Source organism: Paenibacillus eucommiae (assembly GCF_017874215.1).
GTDB lineage: Bacteria > Bacillota > Bacilli > Paenibacillales > NBRC-103111 > Paenibacillus_AI > Paenibacillus_AI eucommiae.
Map to the genome: position 1 here is coordinate 317378 of NZ_JAGGLB010000006.1, position 22590 is coordinate 339967.

At 45.1% G+C, this 22590-nt stretch carries 25 protein-coding genes and 1 rRNA gene; 25 read left to right on the top strand and 1 reads right to left on the bottom strand.

Annotated features, from left to right (window positions below):
• Positions 1 to 159: 159 nt before the first annotated feature.
• From J2Z66_RS12070 to J2Z66_RS12180, 23 genes are all read left to right on the top strand, one after another.
• On the top strand, positions 160 to 1125 hold the full coding sequence (locus J2Z66_RS12070) for a PfkB family carbohydrate kinase (protein WP_209971643.1): 966 nt from the start codon (positions 160 to 162) through the stop codon (positions 1123 to 1125).
• Positions 1126 to 1740: 615 nt separating this feature from the next.
• Positions 1741 to 2442 carry a CpaB family protein gene (locus tag J2Z66_RS12075; RefSeq protein WP_209971644.1) on the top strand — a complete coding sequence of 234 codons (702 nt, stop codon included), beginning with the start codon at positions 1741 to 1743 and terminating at the stop codon, positions 2440 to 2442.
• A gap of 59 nt (positions 2443 to 2501) precedes the next feature.
• On the top strand, positions 2502 to 3689 hold the full coding sequence (locus tag J2Z66_RS12080; RefSeq protein WP_209971645.1) for a CpaE/TadZ family protein: 1188 nt from the start codon (positions 2502 to 2504) through the stop codon (positions 3687 to 3689).
• A 22-nt stretch (positions 3690 to 3711) separates the two neighbouring features.
• A complete protein-coding gene (locus J2Z66_RS12085) occupies positions 3712 to 5136 on the top strand; it encodes an ATPase, T2SS/T4P/T4SS family (RefSeq protein WP_312894513.1) in 1425 nt (474 codons plus the stop codon).
• Positions 5136 to 6065 (top strand): hypothetical protein, encoded by a 930-nt coding sequence (locus J2Z66_RS12090; protein ID WP_209971646.1) that lies wholly within the window; start codon positions 5136 to 5138, stop codon positions 6063 to 6065. The genes J2Z66_RS12085 and J2Z66_RS12090 overlap by 1 nt, the downstream gene beginning before the upstream one ends.
• A 12-nt stretch (positions 6066 to 6077) precedes the next feature.
• Positions 6078 to 6983, top strand: coding sequence for a hypothetical protein (locus J2Z66_RS12095; protein WP_209971647.1), 906 nt, complete (start codon positions 6078 to 6080; stop codon positions 6981 to 6983).
• A gap of 15 nt (positions 6984 to 6998) precedes the next feature.
• Positions 6999 to 7148, top strand: a complete 150-nt coding sequence (locus tag J2Z66_RS12100; protein WP_209971648.1) for a hypothetical protein — start codon at positions 6999 to 7001, stop codon at positions 7146 to 7148.
• A gap of 24 nt (positions 7149 to 7172) precedes the next feature.
• Positions 7173 to 7319 (top strand): hypothetical protein, encoded by a 147-nt coding sequence (locus tag J2Z66_RS12105; RefSeq protein WP_209971649.1) that lies wholly within the window; start codon positions 7173 to 7175, stop codon positions 7317 to 7319.
• Entirely contained in the window at positions 7316 to 7741 is a 426-nt protein-coding gene (locus J2Z66_RS12110) for a hypothetical protein (RefSeq protein WP_209971650.1), read from the top strand. The genes J2Z66_RS12105 and J2Z66_RS12110 overlap by 4 nt, the downstream gene beginning before the upstream one ends.
• A 9-nt stretch (positions 7742 to 7750) precedes the next feature.
• On the top strand, positions 7751 to 8233 hold the full coding sequence (locus J2Z66_RS12115) for a hypothetical protein (protein ID WP_209971651.1): 483 nt from the start codon (positions 7751 to 7753) through the stop codon (positions 8231 to 8233).
• A gap of 243 nt (positions 8234 to 8476) precedes the next feature.
• Positions 8477 to 9739, top strand: a complete 1263-nt coding sequence (locus J2Z66_RS12120; RefSeq protein WP_209971652.1) for a M24 family metallopeptidase — start codon at positions 8477 to 8479, stop codon at positions 9737 to 9739.
• A 125-nt stretch (positions 9740 to 9864) separates the two neighbouring features.
• Entirely contained in the window at positions 9865 to 10245 is a 381-nt protein-coding gene (locus J2Z66_RS12125) for an ATPase (protein WP_209971653.1), read from the top strand.
• A 243-nt stretch (positions 10246 to 10488) separates the two neighbouring features.
• On the top strand, positions 10489 to 10776 hold the full coding sequence (gene gatC / locus J2Z66_RS12130) for an Asp-tRNA(Asn)/Glu-tRNA(Gln) amidotransferase subunit GatC (protein WP_209971654.1): 288 nt from the start codon (positions 10489 to 10491) through the stop codon (positions 10774 to 10776).
• Between the two features lie 30 nt (positions 10777 to 10806).
• On the top strand, positions 10807 to 12264 hold the full coding sequence (gene gatA / locus J2Z66_RS12135; RefSeq protein ID WP_209971655.1) for an Asp-tRNA(Asn)/Glu-tRNA(Gln) amidotransferase subunit GatA: 1458 nt from the start codon (positions 10807 to 10809) through the stop codon (positions 12262 to 12264).
• 63 nt (positions 12265 to 12327) lie between these two features.
• Positions 12328 to 13779 carry an Asp-tRNA(Asn)/Glu-tRNA(Gln) amidotransferase subunit GatB gene (gatB, locus tag J2Z66_RS12140; protein WP_209971656.1) on the top strand — a complete coding sequence of 484 codons (1452 nt, stop codon included), beginning with the start codon at positions 12328 to 12330 and terminating at the stop codon, positions 13777 to 13779.
• Between the two features lie 192 nt (positions 13780 to 13971).
• Positions 13972 to 14190 carry a hypothetical protein gene (locus tag J2Z66_RS12145; RefSeq protein ID WP_209971657.1) on the top strand — a complete coding sequence of 73 codons (219 nt, stop codon included), beginning with the start codon at positions 13972 to 13974 and terminating at the stop codon, positions 14188 to 14190.
• Between the two features lie 174 nt (positions 14191 to 14364).
• Positions 14365 to 14847: a GNAT family N-acetyltransferase gene (locus tag J2Z66_RS12150; protein WP_209971658.1), complete on the top strand. Its 483-nt coding sequence runs from the start codon at positions 14365 to 14367 to the stop codon at positions 14845 to 14847.
• A gap of 201 nt (positions 14848 to 15048) precedes the next feature.
• Positions 15049 to 15741, top strand: coding sequence for an MgtC/SapB family protein (locus J2Z66_RS12155; RefSeq protein ID WP_209971659.1), 693 nt, complete (start codon positions 15049 to 15051; stop codon positions 15739 to 15741).
• 87 nt (positions 15742 to 15828) lie between these two features.
• Positions 15829 to 16431, top strand: a complete 603-nt coding sequence (locus tag J2Z66_RS12160) for an RNA polymerase sigma factor (protein ID WP_209971660.1) — start codon at positions 15829 to 15831, stop codon at positions 16429 to 16431.
• Positions 16382 to 16705, top strand: a complete 324-nt coding sequence (locus J2Z66_RS12165; protein ID WP_209971661.1) for a hypothetical protein — start codon at positions 16382 to 16384, stop codon at positions 16703 to 16705. The genes J2Z66_RS12160 and J2Z66_RS12165 overlap by 50 nt, the downstream gene beginning before the upstream one ends.
• Positions 16706 to 16738: 33 nt before the next feature.
• Positions 16739 to 17362, top strand: a complete 624-nt coding sequence (locus tag J2Z66_RS12170; RefSeq protein WP_209971662.1) for a hypothetical protein — start codon at positions 16739 to 16741, stop codon at positions 17360 to 17362.
• A gap of 111 nt (positions 17363 to 17473) precedes the next feature.
• Positions 17474 to 17908 (top strand): peroxide-responsive transcriptional repressor PerR, encoded by a 435-nt coding sequence (gene perR / locus J2Z66_RS12175; protein ID WP_209971663.1) that lies wholly within the window; start codon positions 17474 to 17476, stop codon positions 17906 to 17908.
• 81 nt (positions 17909 to 17989) lie between these two features.
• Positions 17990 to 19723 carry a glycosyl hydrolase family 18 protein gene (locus J2Z66_RS12180; protein ID WP_245375477.1) on the top strand — a complete coding sequence of 578 codons (1734 nt, stop codon included), beginning with the start codon at positions 17990 to 17992 and terminating at the stop codon, positions 19721 to 19723.
• A gap of 87 nt (positions 19724 to 19810) precedes the next feature.
• Here J2Z66_RS12180 and J2Z66_RS12185 read toward each other — a convergent pair whose 3' ends face one another.
• Positions 19811 to 20215, bottom strand: a complete 405-nt coding sequence (locus tag J2Z66_RS12185) for a DUF2614 family zinc ribbon-containing protein (RefSeq protein ID WP_209971664.1) — start codon at positions 20213 to 20215, stop codon at positions 19811 to 19813.
• Between the two features lie 128 nt (positions 20216 to 20343).
• Here J2Z66_RS12185 and J2Z66_RS12190 point away from each other — a divergent pair, with 128 nt between their 5' ends.
• Both J2Z66_RS12190 and J2Z66_RS12195 read left to right on the top strand, forming a co-directional pair.
• Entirely contained in the window at positions 20344 to 21213 is an 870-nt protein-coding gene (locus tag J2Z66_RS12190; RefSeq protein WP_209971665.1) for a nucleotidyltransferase-like protein, read from the top strand.
• A 1197-nt stretch (positions 21214 to 22410) separates the two neighbouring features.
• Positions 22411 to 22590 (top strand): 16S ribosomal RNA (locus J2Z66_RS12195); the annotation flags it as partial.

Genomic DNA, 22590 nt, shown 5'->3' on the forward strand with positions numbered 1-22590 from the left:
TGTATAATGGTTTTATAAGGCTTATGATAAATGCGTGTAGAGGAATATGTTGGGTTGAAGAGGTGAGCAGCCTTCTTGGCTCGAATACAGAGTACATAGAAAGAGTAATATTGGGAAAATCAATAAGATCAATTTTTTGAAAAAGGGAGACAGGAATATATGGATAGCAAATGCGTAGTTTGTTTAGGGGAACTCCTAATAGATTTTGTGCCAGAAGAAAATGGGCTGGCTCTTTCGGAAGTAAGTTCCTTTCGCAAGGCTGCTGGCGGAGCTCCGGCGAATGTGGCTGCTGCAGTAGCCAAGCTAGGTGGAAAAAGCAGGTTTATTGGTAAAATAGGACGCGATCCTTTCGGCACTTTTTTGAAGCAAACACTTGAAGAAGTGGGCGTTGAGACTGCGGTCATTGAGTCGGACGAGGCCAAAACTGGTCTTGCATTTGTTTCTTTGCGCAAGGACGGAGAACGGGACTTCCTATTCTTTCGTGATCCCGCGGCCGATATGCTGCTCCGGGCTGATGAAATCGAAGCCGCATGGCTGTCTGATGCCGCGATCTTCCATTTTGGCTCGGTGTCGCTGATCAGTGAGCCCTGCCGCAGCGCTACTCTGGAAGCAGCGCGGCAGGCAAGAGCATTGGGCGCATTGGTGTCCTATGACCCCAATGTGCGCCTGGCGCTGTGGCCGAGTGCGGATGCCGCACGGCAAGAGATTCTGCAGCAGCTTCCGCTTGCGGATGTGGTCAAGGTGAGTGAGGAGGAGGTAGACTTCCTCCTCGGCACCGATCCGACCACTGGGGCGCAGCAGCTGCTGGAACACGGACCCAAAGTGGTCATCATCACTTTGGGGGCGCAGGGCTGCCGCGTCGTGACCGCGCGGCAGGATACGGTCGTGCGCGGCAGGCCGGCAGAGGCCGTGGACACGACCGGGGCCGGCGATGGCTTCGTCGGCGGCATGCTGTTTCAGCTGGCGTCGCTGGGCGTTACGCCAGCGACGATCGCGGACGCGCTCAGCGAAGCTGGAGCGACGGAGCGGGTGTTCGCGTTCGCCAACCGCGTAGGGGCGATTACGACGACCCGCAGGGGGGCCATTCCGGCGCTGCCGACATTTGCTGAGGCGATGGAGGAATAGCACTTGTATAGATTTCAGCGAAAAGATAATTCACTGAAATTGACTTAGATGGACTTAGACCACTATTGTTTACTATTGTTTACTATAATTCACTTGAAATAACTGAGATTTACTTAAGTTCATTTAATTTCACTATAATTCAACGAAAATCATTGCAAGAAAATCAAATATGTGGTAATTTATTACTACTGAGATATCGATGCGGAAGAACCGCTCGCCTAGTTGCTGTTATTTAGCAAAGGTGAGCGGTTTTTTTAGTTCAGGAAAAGTGGGAGAAAGATATGGGAAAGTTTTGACGATAACAAATTTCATGAATTAAGAGTGAGTTAACCTGCTATGTCCGTAAGCCTTTCAAATCATGCGATTTTGTCACAAATAACGGCTGTAATGTCCGCTAGCAATTTTCAAGCACTAATTTTGACGTAGTGCCATAAATAATTAATACAAAAACAAACAATAAAATATATTTACATAATTAAACAAATATGGTAATATAAAAACAAAGCTTAACACTTATCTTGTTTGCGAAGAACGCAAATTATCGGGAGTAACCCCGTTGATTTGCGTTCTTTTATTTTATTAACTACATGATGATGGAAAGGGGGTGGTTGTTGATTGAACCGCAGAAGAAGCCTGGTGATCAGCTTTACAGCAGCTATGCTGTCGGGTCTTCTGGTTTATGGCGTTTACATTTTACAGGTCAAACAGATTGCTTTGCAGCAAACGATTCAAGTGGTTGTCCCCAAAGATTTCATTCGTGCAGGTACGCTCATTCAAGAGCAGCTAGTGGAGCTAAGGCCTGTATTGAAAGGGAGCTACAACGAAAATATGGTATCAGACCTTAAAGAAATAATTGGTCAGGAAACACTGACTCCGCTTGGAACGAACGAGCCCATATTGAAATGGAAAATCAATCGCTTTCATTTGCTGCCAGGAGGTGACCAGTCTACCTTTCAAATTCCCAAGGAATACATATTAAGTGTCTCGAATGGAATTCGTGCCGGGGACCAGGTGCGGATATACGCTTCGGCGGAAGGAGAATCCCACAAGCTGCTGGATAAAGATATTATGGTGGCGTCAGTAAAATCCTCAGCAAACATTGAAGTTGATAATCCGAAAAATTCCAACCTGCTTTCCAAAGCAAATGGAGATGCAGAGAAAATGTATTTATCCCGTCTGGAAGCAAATGGTGCTATAGATCAGATTAATTTAAATCTGACTGAGGACGAGTGGCTCTTATTGGATAGGCTTTGCAGCACTAAGAAAACGAAGCTGGTTATTGCCTTTAGCTCTGCTTCGATAACGAAATCAAATTGAGAGGAGGGAATACGATTAAAATTGCACTGTTATCTACAGACGAAAGATTGATAGATGAATTGACTAACGTGATATATAGGCAGCCTTTAAATTGGGTCATTTGCGCTGCTCCTACAAGCTTGGAGGAGGAGTGCCAGGATGGGGACATTTCCTATATTGTAATCTCAGACAGATACATGGACTTTATGAGTCTGGAGGAATGGATTGCTCGTTTCAAGGAGCTTTCTCCTGAAGCTAAGCTGATTCTCCTGCTGTCCAATTATCATGAAGCCTCAATCAATGAGAAGTACGTTAAAATGTGCAAAATCAAGCAAGTGCAATTTGTTTTGCCGGGCCATGGAACTGCTGCAATTGCAGACCGCATACGAGCGTGGGTGGATCAAACCGAGCATGGGAAGGAGCATCAGACCGGCTCAGGTAAACTGATCACTTTTGTCGGATCAACCCCTAATGTGGGAACGACCGTTACTTCCTTCGGGATAGCCTTTCGTCTGGCGTTGGAGACAAATGCACGCATAGGATATATCTGTCTCAATCTTAAAAGCTCCAAGCTTCATAAGTATTTAGGGCGTGATGAGCGAGTATTCACTTTAGATGGACTTAGAGCCGAGTTAAAAGCCAGGAGCTTGAGTGAAAAAAGACTATTGCAGGTATGCGAATCTATGCGTGAGGCACCAAGGCTTCATCTGTTGTATGGAAATATGCTGAGGGAGCAAGCTGAATTTTTCACACCCTCGGAAATTGAACATTTATTATGTATTGCAAAATTAACCTTTGACGTGTGCATTGTTGAAGTAAATGCTTACTGGGATAATGCTGCTACGATTTGCGGTATTGTTGAAGCAGATATGCGAATTGCAGTTACTACAGGAGATATGTCTCATTTTCAAGAGGATATGAATAGATGGGTTGGACAGGTAGGCTCGGTGTTTGGTGTACAATCGCATGCCTTCGATCTGATTGCCGTACAAATAGAGAAGCAAAGCAAGAGTGACAGTCTTTCTGTAAAGGACATCCGCAAGGAGACCCAAATGCATTTAATTGGCCAAGTCTCCAGGTATTCTGATATTACTGCTGTATTGAATCGTGGGAAGCTGAGTGAACTTCTTCAATCAGGACACCCTGCACAGGAGGAAATTTCTTTAATCACCCAAAAGCTGATTGACTTTCACAGACTTCCTCGCATAGGCTCCTCGCGCAAAATACCTTGGTTCAAAAAGATGCTTGCCGGTACAGCAGCAACTTAATCTACAGAAAGTGAGGGTGGCAGTGAAAAACGAGAAGTTTTCGATATCGTCCTATGTGCATACACGCAAAGGGGGATATGCAGCTCCAAGGTCATTGGCAGAAAAGCATACAGAGGTGCTGGTGTCGAGTGACATAGAGCATTCAGAAGAAAACCACTCCTTTAATCAATGGGTAGAGGAAATCCGCAGTGAGCTGGCAGCAGCAAAAGGGAGGAATGAAGAAGAAAAGCAGCGGTACAATGAAACGTTAAACCGCGCAATTTTAGGCTATGAGGAAGATAGAGGCAAGCTGCTTGCACTGATTCATGATCTTGTAGTTAAGCGAAGATTGAAGGATTTACCACCTGGAACACGTAATTATGAGTCGCTGCCAGAAGCTATTTTTGCTGAAATTATCGGCCTAAATGTGCTTGAACTTGTGCTGAAGCAGAAGGAGGGACTTGAAGAGATCCAGGTGGTGGGACAGAACATCTTTGAAGTGCGTAATGGGTATGCACTGCCTTCAGTGCATCGGTTGCCCTCGCTAAGGGATTTAGAGCGAATTCAGCAGAATTTGGTGCTTTTTAACAACGATTCCTTGAACCCGCGTAAAAAGTGGGCGGAAGTTATGCTTCGCGATGGATCAAGGGTAACAATGACGGGATTTGGATTCACGGCTGAGCCAACTTTGACAATCCGCTTTTATACGATGAAGCGTTTTGAGCTGGATAGTTTGGCACATCCTGAACAAAGTACCATAGATCCAAGTATGAAGGTTCTTATTCTATGTGTGATTCGTGCCTACTTTAATATGGTGGTGATAGGTCCGACAAACTCGGGCAAAACAAATTTACTTAAAGCCTGCATTGCTGAAATGGACGATAATGAGCGCATCATCACGATGGAGTCGAGATTTGAACTGAATTTAAAAAGGGATTTTCCTCATAAAAATATTATCGAATACGAGGTGGATGAAGAGGATTCAAGACATTCAGGAAAGCAGGCTTTTAAGCTGGCCCTGCGACAATCACCCAAACGAATATGTCAGGCCGAAATAAGGGACGAGGACGCTAATTTATATGTAAGGGCTTGCACGAGGGGACATGAAGGAAGCATAACATCGGTGCATGTAAATACTTTGGAGGATGTTCCTGATGCAATTGCTGATATGTGCTTGCTGGATGGAAGGGGGGTGGACCCAACTCGATTGACTAAACGGATTACACAGTACGTCACACAGATCGGCCTTGAGATGGCTGTTGTGAATGGGAAAAGGAAGGTGATGCGCATCGGTGAATATAGCTATGAGAAAGGGGAGATACGGGTTACAGTACTTGCGTATTTCGACGCTACTGCGGATCAATGGACATTTCCCGGGAAATTGTCGGAATACGCATCGACAAAAATCAAGCATTTTGATCCGCAAGGGTTTATTAAGCTTCAGCAGCTGGGGTGGATTCAGTGCTGATGTATGCAATAACCAGCTTTATCATCCTGCTTTTCGCCCTCATTTATTTATTTGTTAGAAATCTTTTGCTCTCTTTTTTCCGGCAGAAGAAAGCCCGCTACAGGCTTCAGCATGTTCGTGATTCCCAAATAAGCAATCAGCTATCTGCCTATTTATCAAAAATGAATTTAGGATACAAGCATCTCCAGGAGCTGCTGGAAGCTGTCGAATCAAAGGCTACAATAAATCAAATCCTGACCGTAACCTTTTTGCTTTTCATTAGCGGGTTTATGTTTGGAGCTCTGTTTTTTCAAAGCTTAAAGGGTGTGCTTGTGATTACATTAATTGGCTCAACACTTCCTTATTTGATGCTTCGTATGAAGCTTGTCAGTGTCAGGCTTAAGACCCGGCTTGAGTTTTTACCGGCTGTGGAAGTGTTTTATCAGTACTATATGCTGAGTGGTCATAAAAATGTAAAAACAGCTTTGAAAACTTGTTTAGAGGAAAATAGAATGCTTTATCCAATCAAGCCAGTTTTTGAACAGCTTTATCGTAACTTGATGACACAGAGGAATATGGAGGAGAGCCTGCGGATTTTTGCCATGACGCTGGGCCATAACTGGGCCGATTATTTTATCGGAATTCTCAGGGTAGCCTTAACAGAAGGCAGCGCCGTAGGCCCGAACCTCAAAGACTTGATTTTGGATATGAGAAAAGCGCAGAGACTGGATCAGCTGGACAGAAACAAGCTTTTGGAAATACGTATTGCTAACTTTACACCAATTGGGTTTCTGGCATTGTTTTTAGGCATCAATTTCAAAGTGAACTATGCCAATTCCTATCAATACTATGTACTAGACTCAGCCGGCCGCAACCTGCTGCTTGATGCTTTATTGTTTATTTTTATTTCTTTTTTGATGGGGATATATTTATCCTTGAGAAGAATGTGAGGTAAGCGCTTAGTGGTTATCGAATCGACTCAAATGTATGGGATGCAGGTTATTTCGAATCTGCTCCTGCTTCTCATGGTGGCTATTGCTTTTTATTATGCGCTGCTCAGTATGCCTAGGCGCAAGAAAAGATGGAGGATCCTGCAGCTTTCTGTTTTGAAGAGGGGAAATGAGCTTCCACCGTTCTATTTTAAGTTATTGTTTATTCAAAAAGGCAGCAAGGGGATGGAAGAGCGCAAACAGTTGCTCCTAGGATGCGGCATGTTTCTGGAGCCAGTTATTTATGAAGCAATAAGAAGAATGTTTGTTTTGTTATTAGCAGGGTTAACTTTGCTGGCTTATGCCAGCTTTCGTAATCCGGGTTTAGCTTTGTTCCTCAATCCGGTTTATGTACTCCTTATATCCGTTTCTTTGTTGCTTTTCGTATTGTTTGACCGAAAGGTGCTTGTCCAGCTAAAGGAGCGTAGGAGACATCGTATAGTTAAGGAGATTTATACAATCAGCCAGCAACTTCTCTATTATTCCGGATCACGTATGAATTTGCATGCCAAGCTTAGCCGCTGTCATTCACAGACCCGCACACTGCGTTCAAGCTTCGAGCTGCTGCTCAATGATTGGTATCAGGATGCAGAAGCTGCAATCCGCAGCTTTAAGCTCAGGCTTGGAACGGATGAAGCTTACAGCTTTGGAGAAACGTTAAACGCTTTGCGGCAAAACGAGCACGAAGATTACTATCACCTTTTGCAGCAAAGAATTACAGACTATAAGGAGCAAATTGAGCTGACCCGGGAAAGCAAAAAAGAAGCTGTTTCCTACATGCTTTTTGTTTTGGCAGGCTTGCCGATTCTTAATACATTTCGCGTTTTTATGTATCCTTGGATTTTGGAAGGACAACAATTATTTAATTCCATTAATTAATGAAAGGAAGCACAAATGAGAAATATTCTAATAACTGTGATGATGCTGGTAGTAGTAGCTCTGCTATTCACTTCGATAGTGAATAACGGTACAACCGGTATGAGACATAACATCCAGACACATGGTAATACGGCAAATACCAATATCACATCATTAACGCCTTAACAACGGATGAAAGGGGATTCGTGATTGAGATCGATTTTAATTACGGCCATGCTCGTCATTGTTGTCATAGCCATCTATAACAATGCTGTAGGGGGGAATAATGGTACGAGACAGCAAGTAAAAGACAGCGGAGGAAGGATCAACGGAACGATTCAAAGTATTGATCCATGAAGCAGATTCTTGTATTTGTGCTATTCGCCGGAATGCTTTGCTGGTTTATGTTTGCCCCTGTCTACAAGCATGTCATTATTGTTCGACAGGCATTTTTGCAAAAGGAGGTCGATTACCTGCTTGAAGTAGGTGCAAGCGGTATGTATGGGTACATAGATCAAACGATGCTGATTGCTTCCAGGGAGCGGTTAGAGGAAAGAGGATTTGAACCTGAAGATTTGCTGTATGATGTGACCACGACTTCCGGGGTGGATGGTATGGATGCAAGTGAGCCGGTACCAAGAGGGACAGGCATTGGGCTGAAGATGACGTATCCTTACCATCGGATGTTTGTGATTGATCGATTAATCGGTATAACAGGTCCTCCCACTTCAGCGAGAATGGGGGCATCAGGGATGAAAATGAGTGAATATGTCCCCTGAGCCTGAGCGATGTATAAATTATTGCTTCTAATTTTAATGAGTTTGCTGTACATGACCCTCTATGCTCTGCAAACTGATGAGGAAATAGCTTTGCACACATTATTTCAAGGAAAGCACGGACTGAATGCTGCCGTTCATGCAGCAGCCCAGCAAATCGATCAGCAAAAGCTAGCTGAGGGAATCCATTCTATTGATGAGACGGAAGCGGAAAAAGCTGCACTTACCTATTTGAGAAGTAATCTTCGGCTGGATGGAAACAATGATCCTTTGCCAGATACTTTTTACCAGTCCCGAGTAGAAGTGCTTTACTTCCAAGTAGTCAACGAAAATGAAGCTTTTCCTTATACGTTCATCCATCCTCTTTACGGTTATATGACGACATTGGAACAGCCGGGAGTTATTATGATCATTCGTCTTGAATTTCCAAGAACTTATTCCGTTCTTCAACCGATCAGCTGGACGATTAAAGCAGCTGCGGAGCTAGTTATCTAATGGGTTAATTGCGGTATATGTAAACGATAAGATAAATCTCCAAGTCCCCGTTCTTTAAATCGTTCTTCAAATCATTTTCCAAATAGAGCAAGTGAGTGATGAGAGCACTCCTTGTCCCCTTACCTAAACAGCTGTTTGCATTGGAAATTTCCAAGTGAACAGCTGTTTTTCCGTTTGTCTGGTAAACATGCTTTGCCTTTTGGTCAGGGAAAGTTTAAGGTATAAAAAAGGAGGAATTCGTGTATGAATGTTTTTGTGCAAAGGCAGCATCAACTGCAGCAGGTAATGAAGGTAAAAGGGATCTCAGGATTTCTAGTCAACCATAATGTTGATTTGTATTATTATTCGGGAACTATGCAGACGGGCTATATGTTTATTCCAGCAGCAGGAGAAGCTGTTTATTTTGTCCGCAGAAGTATAACCCGTGCTGAAGAGGAAGCGAGTTGTATCATCGAGCCTATCGGCTCTATGAAAACAATTAAAGATAGAATTGCTGCTCGTTATCCCGAGCTGTTCCATAAAGTGCCTGGCGCTGCTGTCTCTGCTGCTGAGGGGCGGGAAGCGCAGGAAGCGCAGGAAGTGCAGGAAGTGTTGGAAGATCAGCCGATAAAGCTGGCTACGGAGCTCGACGTTCTGCCGGTTCAGCAGTTTCAACGTCTCGAAGCCGTTTTTCCAGGTGTGGTCTGGGAGGATGGCTCCCAGCTGGTGCGGGAGCAGCGTATGCTTAAATCGCCTGACGAGGTCGCGGCGATCCGCAGGGCTGCGGCCGTTGTCGACGCAGCGCTTGAAGCGGCCATCCGGCATGTGCATGCCGGCATGGCTGAGTTCGAGCTGATGGCTTTCATTGAGCATCAGCTTAGAATTCAAGGGCACCAGGGGCTTATGCGCATGCGGGCTTACAATTCCGAGTTAATCACCGGAATGGTAGCGGCAGGCGCTTCAGCGGCGGTGCCCACTTATTTCGACGGGCCGGCCGGGGGGCAAGGTCTTCACCCGTCCAGCCCGCAAAGCTCCGGCCGCGCGCTGATCCGCCGCGGCGAACCGATTCTCGTCGATCTCGGCTGCTGCATCGACGGCTATTTGATCGATCAGACGCGTACGCTAGTGATCGGTGAATTAGACCAGGAGCTGCAGCGCGCTTACGAGGTGGCGGAGCAGGTGCTCCGCGCCACTGAGGCCAGGCTGCAGCCTGGTACGATTAGCGAGCATTTGTATCTGCTCGCTCTGGATCAAGTGCATGAAGCGGGTCTTAGCGACCACTTCATGGGGTACGGCGCTGACCAAGTGAAATTCCTTGGTCATGGCATTGGCCTTGAGATCGATGAGCTGCCCGTTCTCGCCAAAGGCTTCAAGACCCCGCTGGCGCCAGGCATGGTTATTGCCATCGAGCCCAAATTCACTTACCCGGGAAGAGGGGTAGTTGGAGTTGAGAACAGTTACCTCATTACCGAAGACGGATTTGAGAAGCTTACCATTTCTCGCGAAGGCATTATATATGTGAAATGAGAATAGGTTAAATGGAACAGGCTTAATGGAAAAATGTTCAATTTTTCAGTTTCATTGGACAGTGCACTATTTTTTTAGTAACATACTATAATAAAGCGGCTTCATTCAGACAGGGGGAGATCCTGATGCATAAACTTGGTCAAAAAGTGTACATCATAGCTGATAGATTCGAACAAAATCTACCAGTAGGAGAATATGGTTTTATCATTGCTTATGACCGTAATTCCGACAATGCTTTTGATTATGTGGTTCGAGTTCCTAAGGCAAATAAGCATTTCTACGTTCCATCAGATGATATAGAGTTAGAAGAAATTCTATTTCAGCAGGAAGCAAGCCGTATAGAAAGAGAATCCTTAATTGATTTTGCGCTAGCTACTAGAAACGAAGAGCTGTTCAAGAAAATCATTAATGGTGAAGAACAGGATACAGCTGTAGAGAAGTCTAAGGATGAGGTTCAATCTCGTGAAGACTTTGTCAAGCAAATTAATTTGAAGGCTTGGATCTAGGAAGGCGAGAGTACTAGGATGTTGGAAAATAGTAGAATAGCGTCCGAATCCATGTGGGTCGGATGCTTTTTGCCGTTCATATCTTGTAGTAGAGTTCGCCAGGCAGGAATAGTAGCAGCTATCGAAACAGCTATCGTTCTCCCGCGCGATTTTTTGAGGGAAGATTTTTTGAAGCGATTGAGTTCCAAAAATATCTAAGATATAATGAAATGCATGATTAGACCTAAAGAAAGGTGTGGGAGGATGACCATTACTGGTAAGGATGTTGAGCATGTAGCGGGACTTGCCCGTTTGGATTTGAACGAAGCGGAGAAAGCACAGTTCGCGGAGCAATTGAACGCGATCTTGAAATATGCCGAACAGCTTAATGAACTGAACACGGATGATGTACTGCCGACCAGCCATGCGATGCCGCTTGTTAACGTAATGCGGGAAGATACAGCCAAGCCGTCGCTGCCGCTGGACAAGGTTTTACTAAATGCACCGGATGATGAGGTTGGGCAGTTCAAAGTACCTGCCGTGCTGGAGTAGTAATTATGCATAAGAAAGGAGGGCTTACTTTTGTCTTTGTTTGATTTGAGCTTACAGGAATTACACAATAAGCTTTATGCCAAGGAACTTTCCGTATCAGACCTGGTAGATGCTTCATTTACAAGAATCGGAGAGGTGGACTCTAAGGTCCAAGCTTTTCTTGCCCTCAATGAGGAAGATGCCAGAAGCAGTGCCAAGCAATTGGACGAGCAGCTCGGGCAAGGGGGATCGAGGGGGCTTCTTTTTGGCCTGCCTATAGGGATTAAAGATAATATCGTCACAGAAGGAATTACCACGACTTGTGCGAGTCGGTTCCTGTCTAATTATAATCCGATCTACGATGCAACTGTGGTTAGAAAGCTTAAGGAAGCTCAAACTGTCACAGTAGGAAAGCTGAATATGGATGAATTCGCGATGGGCGGCTCTAATGAAAACTCGGCTTTTCATCCCACTTATAATCCTTGGAATTTACAGCATGTTCCTGGTGGATCAAGTGGTGGCTCGGCAGCAGCTGTTGCTGCTGGTGAAGTGTACTTTTCACTTGGCTCCGATACAGGCGGATCGATACGCCAGCCAGCCGCGTATTGTGGTATTGTCGGCATGAAGCCGACCTATGGGCTTGTATCTCGTTATGGCTTGGTTGCCTTCGCATCCTCGCTGGATCAAATTGGTCCGCTCACGAAGAACGTGGAGGACTCTGCCTATTTGCTTCAAGCAATAAGCGGCTATGATCCTCAGGATTCAACATCAGCAAATGTGGATATTCCCGACTACATCAGTTCACTGACAGGAGACATTAAAGGGCTCCGTATCGCTGTACCGAAGGAGTATATTGGCGAGGGGATTGATCCTGCCGTTAAAGCGAAGGTGCTTGAAGCGCTTAAGGTGCTTGAAGGACTGGGTGCCAAATGGGAGGAAGTATCGATGCCGCATACGGAATATGCCGTTGCTGCTTACTATTTACTTGCATCTTCTGAGGCTTCTTCCAACCTTGCAAGGTTTGATGGGGTTCGTTACGGAGTCCGTTCTTCCGATGCCCGCAATTTGCTGGAGGTATATCAGAAATCCCGCAGCGACGGCTTTGGAGCCGAAGTGAAGCGGAGGATCATGCTCGGAACATATGCGCTCAGCTCAGGTTATTATGATGCATATTACCTTAAAGCACAAAAAGTACGGACCTTGATTAAACAGGATTTTGATCAGGCATTAGCTGATTTTGATGTTATAATCGGTCCAACAGCTCCTACGACTGCCTTTAAGATTGGCGAGCAGACCAATGATCCTTTAACGATGTATTTAAACGATATTTTGACCATTCCTGTCAATTTGGCGGGGTTACCGGCAATTAGCGTGCCATGTGGCTTGGTGGAAGGTCTTCCGGTAGGGTTGCAAGTGATTGGCAAAGCTCTCGATGAAGCGACAATCCTTCGTGTAGCTCACGCTTTCGAGCAGCATACGGAACACCATAAGCAGCGTCCACAGCTCTAGACGGAGGAATGGACCCAATAAACATTAGCCCAATGAACAGTATTTACAAGGAGGCTTTCAACTGTGACAGCAGCAACGGATACCCAATATGAAACGGTTGTCGGGCTGGAGGTCCATGTCGAGCTGCATACCGCATCCAAAATATTTTGCGGTTGTTCGACGTCTTTCGGAGCTCCTCCGAATTCGCATACATGTCCTGTTTGTCTGGGACATCCCGGCGTACTGCCTGTACTTAACCGGCAAGCGGTAGAATATGCGATGAAAGCGTCAATGGCGCTGAATTGCAAAATCGCAACAGACAGTAAGTTTGACCGCAAAAATTACTTTTATCCAGATTCACCGAAAGCTTATCAAATTTCCCAATTTGACAAGCCAATTGGCGAAAACGGCTGGATTGATATTGAAGTGAATGGAACAACGAAACGGATCGGGATTACCCGTGTCCATCTTGAAGAAGATGCAGGCAAGCTGACGCATGTTGACGGGGGCTTTGCTTCACTGGTTGATTTCAACCGGGTAGGAACACCGCTGATCGAGATTGTTTCCGAGCCTGATCTGCGTTCTCCAGAGGAAGCGAGAGCATATTTGGAGAAGATCAAAGCAATTATGCAATATTGCGATGTCTCCGATGTGAAGATGGAGGAAGGCTCGCTGCGCTGTGATGCCAACATCAGCTTGCGTCCCTATGGCCAGCAGGAATTTGGCACTAGGACTGAGCTGAAGAATATGAACTCCTTCCGCGGCGTTCAGAAGGGGCTTGAATACGAGGAGCTGCGCCAAGCAGAGGTGCTTCGCAGTGGAGGCAGCATTATCCAAGAAACACTTCGCTGGGACGAAGCTCAGGGTAGGACTGTAACGATGCGGAGCAAAGAACAGGCGCATGATTACCGTTACTTTCCGGACCCGGATTTGGTAAGCTTGTATATCGATCAAGCATGGAAGGACAAGGTCAGCGCTACGATACCGGAGCTGCCGGACGCCCGTAAGGCAAGGTATGCAGGTGAGCTTGGCTTGCCTGATTATGATGCAGCCGTGATTACGGCCTCTAAGAAGCTTGCTGATTTGTTTGAAGAGAGCTTATCTTATACAAGTGATGCCAAGGCTGTATCCAATTGGATTATGGGAGATTTGCTAGGCTATTTAAATGCGAACAATTTAGAGCCTGCTGACGTGAAGCTCACTGGTCAAGGACTGGGTGAAATGATCGGTCTTATTGAAAAAGGAACGATCTCCAATAAAATCGCCAAGACTGTCTTCAAAGAACTGCTGGAAACAGGCAAAGATCCGAAAACGATCGTTGAGGAGAAGGGGCTTGTGCAAATCAGTGACGAAGGTGCGATTCAGGCGGTGGTTGAGCAAGTTATCGATGCCAATCCACAGTCGGTTGCAGATTTCAAAGCTGGCAAAGAAAAGGCCGTCGGGTTTTTAGTAGGTCAAATTATGAAAGAAACCAAAGGGAAAGCTAACCCTGGTCTTGTTAACAAGCTGATCATTGAAAGCTTGAACAAGAAATAACCGCAAAGTGGTGACCTGTACAGCGGGGCACCACTTTTGCTTTTTTGGCAGAGTTACTGGGAAGTGTTACTGGAAAGTTGGAGGAAGAGCGATAGTAAGCAGCTCGCCTCCCCCGAGAAGAGTACGTGCTTCCTTTAACGATGTTTTTGATCGTTAAAGTAAGGATGTGGGGACGACCTGGTGCTTTTAGCGATGAAAAACATCGTTAAAGTAGCAGCTCCTTATCAGTCCTCATCAATCTTCATCACTCTTCATACCCAGCGCCTCTACCCGTTAAGAAATAGGGTTCTCTTCCAACCAAGAGAAAAAACCTTGCTGACAGTCCGTTTGAACTTGGTGTTTGTGCTTGTGCTTGGAGTTTTTGCTCTTGCAGATGCTACGGAGAGTCAGCTATGGGATGGAGAGCGTTAGCGTCCGCCTTTCAAGATGTGTTCCTACCACCTGATCGATTCAAGGGAACACATCTTGAACAGCGGTGGAATCACATGGCTGACTCTCTCCCAACGCACCCACGTCAACAACACGCACCTCAAAGGGCGCCATAAGGCGCTTTCTCAAGCCGATTACTTTTGTGAAACGGAGTAGATGATGGGGATCAAGCGTCTTTCTTTGAAAAGTAATGAAGAAGTCCTGCAATTGCTTTCGCTCCAGCTGGCCTCATACCAAATAGAAGCGAAGCTAACCGGCGCCAGCCAAGCTCAGATGCTGCCTGATGGCATTCAGTCACTCCGCGCCGCCAAAGAATCCTTCCTAGGCTTTTTCAAGCTTACAGGAGGCAAGAAAGTGATTTGCGGGGCTATTTCCTACTCCCGTGACGGGAGTGTAGTCACCATCTGTCGTCTGATGGTTCACCCTGAGCATTTCCGCCAAGGCATTGCCAGAAGCTTGCTCGATTATGTGCTTGCTGATCAAAGAGCCAAGAGAGCCTCCCGTTTCGTTGTGTCTGCTTGTGCGGCGAATTTGCCAGCGGTTCAACTTTATACAAGCAGTGGCTTTGTAGAACGTAGAACAATCACCATAAAGTCAAACATTACACTGACCACCTTTGAGCGTTCTGCTGACAGTTAGCATAGTGTTATAAGCTCTTGAGTAATCTAATAGAAGTAAGTCTGGGCTGTAGCGATCACCAGTTTCGCTACAGCTTTTTGTCCTACCTGGAATGTCCCTTAAACCATGCTCACAGCTTCTCTACAAAATTTTTAGAAAGTACTTTTCTCAGTGAAAAAGCGTGGTACAATATGAAACAACTTAGAGAGGGGCGATGGTTCGATGGAGAGTCCATGGGTTATTGACGAGCTGCAAATCAGCATCCGATTATTTCTTTCACTTCTGCTTGGCGGCTTGATTGGCGTCGAAAGAGAGGTTAGCAGTCATGCGGCAGGTTTGCGCACTCATATATTGGTTTGCTTGGGCTCCACCCTGATCATGCTGTTATCCATGTATGGATTCAGCGCTTTTGTGAATGAAATAAATGTAAGGATAGACCCATCAAGGCTCGCGGCGCAGGTTATTAGCGGGATCGGTTTTCTTGGTGCCGGTACGATACTTTTCAATGGCAGATCCATAACGGGACTGACGACAGCAGCTTCACTTTGGGTTGTTGCCGGGATTGGGCTCGCTGTTGGAGCCGGGTTTTACTATGCGGCAGCACTTTGCTGTGTGATGGTTCTGGCCAGTCTATGGGTCCTCAACAAGGCAGAGCATAAATATTTTGGTGCCAAAAAGACCCAGTTTCTCAAAATCCATGCGCTTGATCAGCCAGGCAGCTTAGGACTTATTTCGGCATTGCTTGGAAAAAATAGCATTGATATCCGCAAAATAGCGATAGAGGAAGTGCGCGGGGAGGACGTAAAGACGGTTCAAATGACTTTCACCGTTACCTTATCCAAGCCTGCACTGCTTCATACTTTGTTGGAAGAAATCAGCAAGCTCCCGGGCATTATTGGGGTTACTTTGGAATAGCGGAAAATAATTTATTAAATAATGAAGGGATATTACCAGAACAGTCGTCTAACATTAGGAGTCAAAAGAGAGGGGGGAAGCTGAGCCATGGAGCAATTGACGGATGAGCAGTTGATTGAACAGATCCGTCAAGGCAGGACCGAAGCCTACAGGGAACTAGTAGATCGACATAAAAATTATATTTACACACTTGCTTACCGCATGGTTCAGCATCCGGAAACGGCTGAAGACTTGACCCAAGAAGTTTTCGTGAAGCTTTTTCGCTCGCTTGCCCATTTTCGTGGAGATTCCAAGTTTACGACCTGGCTGTACCGAATGACGATAAATTTAGTTACGGATTATCGCCGCTCTCAGCAGCGCAAGCCTTATGAAGCTCTTCTGGATAAAATGAAAAGCTGGTTTAGCGAGTCCAAGGAGCAGCCGGAGGCAGCGATACTTATAAAAGAGGAGCAGGAGCAAATGCAGCGGCTGCTGGCCGATCTGCCTGATAAATACCGGCTCATTCTATATTTGCATCATTATAAGCAGCTTACTTACCAGGAAATGTCGCAAGTGACAGGATTACCGGTCAAAACACTGGAAACCAGGCTGTACCGCGGAAGGGCTTTGCTCAAAGAAAAGTGGTTGAAGGAGGTACCTCATGAAAAAGAACGGACAGGAAGACAACCAACTTCAGCAGTACTTAAATAAGCTTTTGGATGATATGCCGCTGTTGGAGGCGAACTCAGGATTGACTGATGAGGTCATGAAAAGTATTCAGCAGCCGAATAGGGAATCCTCACACAACGAAGCCGGAGCTGGGACAGTCAGCCGGAGGCAGCCGTATATTCATGGCGTTGTTGCGATGGCAGCTACCTTTTTGCTTATCCATTCCGGGGTTTTCCACAAAATACTAACGATCGATTCAGGAATTGTGCAGCTTTCCGCTTATATCGAGAAGCTGTCCCACTTGCTGAGCTCGTAATCAGCTTTCAAACAAACTAGGAGGAGTTTCCAAATGAGCCAATCAAATGAAGCGCAGTATAGGCCCGAGTTTACCCGCCATGAAGACTTGATCGGAGAACCGTTCGGTTCGATGCATTCAGATCCTTATCAGCGGCTGCAGCACCAGCCCTATTCACGTATTCCAAGAAAAAGAAAATGGATAGCAGGCTTGTTTTCTATTTTTGTGCCCGGCACCGGCCAATTTTACCTGGGGCTTATGGAACGAGGCCTATGGATTATGCTGCCGATTATTCTCGATATTTTTATTATCGTTAATTTCGGAACAGCAGACGAAGTCAGCGTGCCGCTAATGACATTGTTCATTCTCTTTCTTCCTATTATTTATTTTTACAGTATTTTTGATGCTCTGCAGTCCACCGATTATATTAACAGGCGCTACGAGCTAGGGGATCTTATGCCTGGCAGCCCAGACGGATTTAAGGACCCGCTGCAAAAACTGGTGCGTGGAAATAATTTGGGCACGATTCTAATTGCCGTAGGCGTAATTATTTTTATGGTCAGCACGAAGCCGAAATGGTTCGTAAGTATCTTTGATCTGATGGGATCATATGTAGGATCTATTCTGCTTATCGCGGCGGGGGCAGTTATATTCTTTCTGGAAGCCCGTAAAAAATAAAAGCACTGGTCTGAAGAGGAAATCAAGGCTGGTGTAGTAATTGACAAAATTGAATCTTAAAACGTACAATGAAAGGAGAAGGAATGATCATTCAGTCAGGTGGTGAGAATCATGGCATTACATTTGGAGCAGGCTTTGGCAAAATTGAAAATGACAGGCGTTCGTATGACACCGCAAAGGCACGCGATTCTATCGTACTTGCTGGACTCGATGACTCATCCTACTGCTGACGATATATATAAATCCTTGGAAGCCAAGTTTCCTAATATGAGTGTTGCAACTGTGTACAATAATCTTAAGGTATTTATCGAAGTAGGCTTGGTCAAAGAGCTTGCTTATGGAGATGGATCCAGTCGTTTCGATGCCGACATGACGGATCATTATCATGCATTATGCGAGATCTGTGGCAAAATCGTTGATTTTGAGTATTCCCCGCTGACCAATGTAGAAGCAATTGCCGCGGAACAAACGGGCTTTCAGGTACGTGGCCACCGGCTCGAAATATATGGAACATGTCCAGAATGCATTGGAATAACCAAACATTAGCAGTAAAGTACAATAAACGCGTTCCAGGCTTCTTGTACAGGAAGTTGAGCGCGTTTTTCTTTTTGCAAAGGAAGTGACAACTTGGACAAAAACAATCAGGTAAGCCGTAAAGCCCGAAGGGGCTGCTTCGCCCGTTTTTTAATGCTTTGTTTTGCTCTGTTTTTAATAGCTTGCGGAGCTTCTGCATTTTTCTTCTGGGACAAGCTTGTCCCAAACCGTGAGCATGTGGAGGCAGAGTTTCATGAGCTCGAGAAGCCCGTCTTTTATAAAGGCTCTTATTTTCCTGTAAGTGCCCTCGGTGAGGGAGAAGGACTTAAGCTTCCACTTTCCCTTGTACAGGAATGGATAGATCCATCTATTATCTATGAGCAATCTAGCGATTCCGTCATTATTACTACTAAAGATAAAGTACTAAGATTTAAAACCAGCCAATTATCAGCAATGATGAATGAGAGGCCTTACACGCTTGATTTTCCTGTAGAGAAAAAGGATGAAGCTGTCTATGTTCCGATAGCACCTCTGCTTCAATTATATCAAATTGACCTGAGAGTTTCTGAGCAGAGCGGGGCTGTTATTTTGGTCAAGCAGGGAGATTCCGTGGAGTGGGGCCGGATGGATGAGAAGAAGGAAATTCCGCTCCGCACTGGAGCCGCTATTCGTTATCCGATCGTTTCCGAAGTAACCCCAGGCGAACAGTTAATGATTTGGGGAGAAGAGGCGGGGTGGTATAAGGTTCAGCAAACTTCTGGATTTACAGGCTATGTATCCAAAGCTGATGTAGTGCTTGATCATGTTGAAGCTGTTCCTGAGCAAGAAATAGTCGCTCCTTTCATTCCGTGGAAGCCCATCGGCGGCAAAATCAATATGACATGGGAGCATGTTATATCTAAAAATCCGAACACATCTCAAATTACGGCTATGCCGGGATTGAATGTAATTAGTCCTACTTGGTTTTCTATAGCTGATGGCGAAGGAAAGATCAGAAACATAGCTGATATGGAATATGTAAAGTGGGCGCAAGACCGGGGGTATCAAATTTGGCCTATTTTCAGCAATGGCTTCGATCCTGATCGAACAGCGAAGGCGCTGGCCAGCTATGACTCACGGATGAAAATCATTAAGCAACTGCTTGTTTTTGCACAAATGTATCAGCTTAATGGGTTCAATGTTGATTTTGAGAATGTCCGGACAACGGAAAAGGAAAATCTCGTGCAATTTTTCAGAGAAATGACCCCTCTTATGCATGAGCAGAACCTTGTTGTTTCTTTGGACGTCACACCTAAATCGAACAGCGAGATGTGGTCTCTTTTCTATGACCGTCCTGCTCTTTCAGGAATTGCTGATTACATGATGCTAATGGGTTATGACGAGCATTGGGCAACAAGCCCGGTTTCTGGCTCTGTCGGTTCCCTCCCTTGGGTAGAAAAGGCTGTATTACGGCTTCTGGAGGAAGATAAGGTGCCTGCCTCTAAGCTGGTGCTTGGTATTCCTTTCTATACAAGGCTATGGACAGAAGAGGTTATAGACGGGAAAACCGACGTTAGCTCTAAGGCTCTTTCCATGGAAACTGTGCAGTCTATCATTAAAGAGAAGCAATTAACGCCTGTTTTCTCACCTGAAAGTGGACAAAACTATGTTGAGTACAAAGAAGATAAGCAGCTAAAGCGAATTTGGCTGGAGGATGATACATCTGTTAAAGCCCGTATAGAGCTTGTTAAGAAGTATGATTTGGCAGGAGTTGCGTCGTGGAGAAGAGGCTTTGAGACACCGAATATTTGGGGTACCATTGAGGAATCTTTGCAAAAAATGCCGTAGACAAATCAATAAAAGCCGATCCGCTTATACATCACAGCCGGATCGGCTTTTGCTTGTTCTTATCAAACCTAAGCAGGCTGTTAAGCCTTAATGAGACTTGTGATCTGCTTCAGCTTTATGAATGGAAGTGTCCGTTTGAGATGCATTCTGTGCATGAACAACATTTTTCTCCTGCTTTGGATCCAGAGTAAGAATCGTTTTGCAATACATGCAGCGATCAGTTTTTCCTAAAATCTTCGTAACTTTTCCGCATTCCGGGCATTCGATTACAGTCGAAGAGGTGGATAGCATCCCAGCCCAGAAATAAATGCCCATGCTGACGAGCATCGCGAGCATACCGATTATCATACAAGTCACAGCAATGACTCTACCGATAGTCCCCCAATCAAAAACAACGCCGGCAAGCCCTAAAATCATTAGCAGCATGCCTCCCATAGTCATCAACAGTCCCCACAAACGGAACTCATTTACCTTGCTTGATTTGTAACGCAATTGCTTCGCTTCCTTCCCTTATAATGGATTAAACCTTTTGTAAGAATTGTCGCAGGATCAGCAGGAAACTCGAACGGCCGTGTAGAAATACTTAGATATCCATAATGAAGACGGAGGCAGCAGGTGCCATGGAAATCGCAAAAGACCGACTAGCTAACAAGTACCGAGACGATCCGAAAATAATAAGTATTACTCTGGTGGAGAATCCCAAACAGCTTCCGGCACTTACCGACGGATTCGATATCCTACTTTTAATCGTAACTAATGACCTGCGCCTAAACAATCATATCACTAATTATATAAAAGACGATGTGCGTATACAAGAAAGATGGGTGGACCCGTCGGCACTGGAGCAATGGATTCGTAACGGGGATAACCGGAACATCATTCATTGGCTCTTAAAAGGGGAGATTCTTCTGGACCAGAACACTTATTTAGAAGGGCTTCGTCATAGAATGTTAGAGTTTCCTGGAGATCTGAGGGAGCAAAAATTGCTCATTGAGTTCTCCTTGTTTCTTCGCAAATATTTGCAGAGCAAGGAACATCTGTTGGATGATCATCTTCTCGATGCTTATAACAATATTCTCGAAGCTCTTCATCATTGGGCGCGAATTGTTATTATTGAAGAGGGCTTTCATCCCGAAATTACGGTGTGGAGACAAATTCGTGCGATTAATCCCGGGATATACAAGCTCTATGAGGAGCTGACCACAAGCAAAGAAACTCTAAAGCAGCGTGTACAGCTTGTATTGCTTGCCTGCGAGTTCTCAGTGATGTCCAAGATGGAACGATGCTGTATTGCGCTCATCGACATCATGGGCTTAAGGGAGCTGCCATGGAGCCCGGACGAACTTCAGAATCACCCCCAGCTGGCGGAGATCAAAGTGGAGCTGCCGCTGCTGCTTAATAAGTTGGTGAAAAAATCACTCATAAAAGAAGTGGCCATACCTATAGATGATGAAATTACGGAAATAGAGCTTAAATATACTTCTACATAAGGATGCAAGAATCAGCTAATAGCTGGTTCTTTTTTTGAACCTAGATAGAAAGTAAGCCATTATCCCCTTCTCTCAGAAACCAACCTCTATAGGCAGTCTTTTTGAGCGTGCTAATCACTTAATGAATTTTTTCATCGTTAAAGTAAGAGTTCCTGGCCAATCGGTCACGTTAATGATGATTTTCATCGTTAAAAGAGGACGGATGGCCTCTCAGGGTGGATAAAAGGGATTTTAACGATGTTTTTCATTGTTAAAGCAAGTATTAGAAGAGGACCCAGTGCTTTTAACGATGAAAATCATCGTTAAAGCTGCGTTTTCTTCATTTCTAGGGCTGCGCCTGCTATTAAATCTCCTCTAATCAAGGGAAAAGCCTTTGCTTGCTGTCCTTTTGAGCTTGCTGTTCGTGCGATTGTAGCTAAAGAGAGGGAGTTGTTATGGGAGGAAGAGCGATAGCGTCAGCCTTTATATATTTGTTTCTACCTCCTCATCTATACCATTCAAGGGAACAAATCTTAACAGCGGTTGGAGGCTGGAGCCCACAGTCATTCCCTCCCTAGCACCAAGGACGCTAACACGCTCCTCAGAGGGCGCCACAAGGCGTTTATCTTTACTGACCAAATGAGAGGAGGAGTTTTTGATGAAGCGATGCAGTCTTTTGTAGTCTTATGCGGTCTTTAAATAAGTTGAAAGGGGAATTTTCGGGTTAAGTGTCCTTGTATTCAAAAGGATTTTTAAGTGTTAAAGCTTTGTTCTTATAGTAAATCTCCACGGCCAAATACCCCTATTAAAAACTTTTGAAAATTTATGTAGTAATATGCTTGACTTTAAACATGATTCTGTGATAAATTAGTTTTCGCCGCTAAAAACAGTGGCGTGTAGGACAAGCTAGAAAAAAGCACTGAAAGAAATGAAAAAAAGAATTTTAAAAAAAGCTTGACTCAAATGATTCGAATGTGTTATATTATAAAAGTCGCCGCTAAACAAGCGGTGAGCAAATAAGAAGAGAAATTGTTCTTTGAAAACTGAATAACGAGTGAAGAAGAGATCGCCTGATGAGGCCTCAAATCCTAACGGAAATGAAGCGCACATGTGATCACAAAAGTTTTAAAATGAGATGTAAATCTCGTCAGTTTCGAATTTTGAGCTGTTAAGCTTGAGAATAAAAAGTCGTGTAAGACCTCGGTCCTATGCGCAACTTTATTGGAGAGTTTGATCCTGGCTCAGGACGAACGCTGGCGGCGTGCCTAATACATGCAAGTCGAGCGGATTTGTTCCTTCGGGGACAAGTTAGCGGCGGACGGGTGAGTAACACGTAGGTAACCTGCCTTTAAGACTGGGATAACTATCGGAAACGATAGCTAAGACCGGATAATTGGC